At 69.2% G+C, this 2,246-nt stretch carries 2 protein-coding genes; both read left to right on the top strand.

Translation table 11 applies throughout. The features are described 5' to 3' along the window. The first annotated feature begins 76 nt into the window (after positions 1 to 76). Entirely contained in the window at positions 77 to 1,396 is a 1,320-nt protein-coding gene (gene istA / locus AC5JJ1_RS16390; RefSeq protein ID WP_495786175.1) for an IS21 family transposase, read from the top strand. Beyond that, on the top strand, positions 1,396 to 2,190 hold the full coding sequence (gene istB / locus AC5JJ1_RS16385; protein ID WP_495786174.1) for an IS21-like element helper ATPase IstB: 795 nt from the start codon (positions 1,396 to 1,398) through the stop codon (positions 2,188 to 2,190). Before istA ends, istB begins: the two co-directional genes overlap by 1 nt. Positions 2,191 to 2,246 lie beyond the last annotated feature (56 nt).

The raw sequence follows: 2,246 nt of genomic DNA, 5'->3' as shown, positions 1-2,246 counted from the left end.
TGTCAGGCGACATGGAATCTCCCTCCCTTGGCGACATGAAATCGCCCCCCCTCTGAAGAGGGAGAGAGGGATGTCGATGGACAAGGCTGGGTTGATCCAAGCTTCCGCGCTGGACGAGGTGCGGGGGGTTCGGATGCGGACGCCGGACGAGGTAGCGGCGATGCTGGCGCTCAAGGCGCGGGGCTGGGGCGTCAAGCGGATCGCGCGGGAGTTCGGCACCTGTCCCAAGACGGTGCGGCGGTATGTCCGTGAGGGCGGCTGGTCGGGGTACTCCGGGGCTCAGCGCAGACCCAGCCTGGCCGCTTTGGCTGGCTGGCTGGAGGAGCGCCTGATACGGCATGGGGGCAATGCCGATGTTGTGCGGCAGGAGTTGGCGGCCGAGCACGGGCTGGTGGTGAGCCTGCGGACGGTGGAGCGGGCCTGCGCGCCGTTCCGGCAGCAGCTTCTGGCGGCGGCCCGGGCGACGGTGCGGTTCGAGACGCCGCCCGGGCGGCAGCTGCAGATCGACTTTGGCGAGCGGCGGGTGACGATCGGCGGCGTGCCGGTGCGGGTGCATCTGTTCGTGGCCACCTTGGGCTACTCACGCAGGCTGTACGTGCGGGCGTTTCAGGGTGAGGCGCAGGGCAGCTGGTTCGAGGGGATCGAGGGTGCCTTCCAGGTTTTTGGCGGAGTGCCGGAGGAGATCTTGTTCGACAATGCTCGTGCCCTGGTGGACCGGCACGACGCGGCGACACGGGAGGTGGTGTTCAATGCCCGCCTGCATGCCTTTGCCCGGCACTGGCGCGTGCGGCCACGGGCCTGCGCCCCGTATCGGGCCCGCACCAAGGGCAAGGATGAGCGTGGAGTAGGCTACATCAAGCGCAACGCCATCGCCGGGCGCGCCTTTCCGAGTTGGGAGGCGCTGGAGGCGCACCTGGTGGCCTGGACCCGCGAGGTGGCTGATGTGCGGGTGCATGGCACCACAGGCGAGGCGCCGATGGTGCGGTTCCTGCGCGACGAGGCTGGGGCGCTGCGCTCACTGGACGGCACGCCGCCGTTCCAGGCAACGCGGGACCTGGTCCGGCGTGTGGGGTCGGACTGCGCGGTTGGGGTAGAGGGCAACAGCTACTCGGTGCCCTGGCGTCTGATCGGCGAGCGGGTGCAGGTGACGCTTGGTGCTGGGATGGTGAGGATCAGCCATGCGGGGCGGGAGGTTGCGGCGCACAAGGTGTTGGAGGGCCGACGCGGGCGCGCGACCGAGCCGGCCCATTTCGAGGGCGTGGCGGGGTTCCGCGCTTGGACTGTTGTGCGGGAGGCAGACGGTGCCGTGGGAGGCGCGCCTGCCAGCCCGGCCGAAGTGCCGGCCTTGCTGCGGCCGCTGGCTGAGTACGAGGCGGTGGCTGGGGGTGCCTGGTGATGACGCCTCACCCGGATCGCCTGACGGCGATGCTGACGCGGCTCAAGCTCACGGCCATCCGCGACGGGCTGGACAGCCTGCTGGACGAGGCCGCACGCGGCGAGCTGAACCTGCGCGAAAGCCTGGCGCTGCTCTGCGAGCGCGAGATCGCCCGCAAGGACAGCCGCCGGATCGAGATGGCGATGGGGCTGGCGCGGTTCCCCTATGCCCGCGATCTCGGCGGGTTCGACTTTGCCGCCCAGCCCTCGATCGACCGCGGACAGATCCGCGATCTCGCCAGCGGGCGGTTCGTCGGCAACGGCGAGACGCTGATGCTGCTCGGGCCGCCAGGCGTGGGGAAAACTCATCTGGCGGTCGCCATCGGACGCGAGGTGATCAACGCCGGCTACACCGTGCTGTTCGTGCCCGCACCCACCCTGGTAGCGCAGCTGGCCAAGGCGCATGCCGAGGGCAGGCTCGAGGACCGTCTGGTGCACTTCAGCAAGCCGAGGCTGCTGATCGTCGACGAGCTCGGCTACCTGCCGTTTGAGCCAGATGCCGCGCATCTGTTCTTTCAGCTGGTCAGCCGCCGCTACGAGCGGGGCTCGATGCTGGTCACCTCCAACCGCGCTGTTGGCGAGTGGGGCAACGTGTTCGGCGATCCCGTGGTGGCGACCGCCATCCTCGACCGCCTGCTGCACCACAGCCACGTGGTTACCATCCGTGGCGACAGCTACCGGCTCAAGGAGAAGCGCCGCTCAGGTCTGCTCCGGAGCAGCACGCCGGAACCAGTCACAGCCGCAGCGAAGACTTGAAACCAGGGGGGGCGATTTCATGGCGCCAAGGGGGGCGTTTCCGGTGTCGCTTGACA

Source organism: Belnapia sp. (assembly GCF_059504005.1).
Note: the sequence above shows the minus strand (reverse complement) of the source record. Positions and strands in the feature narration are given on the sequence as shown.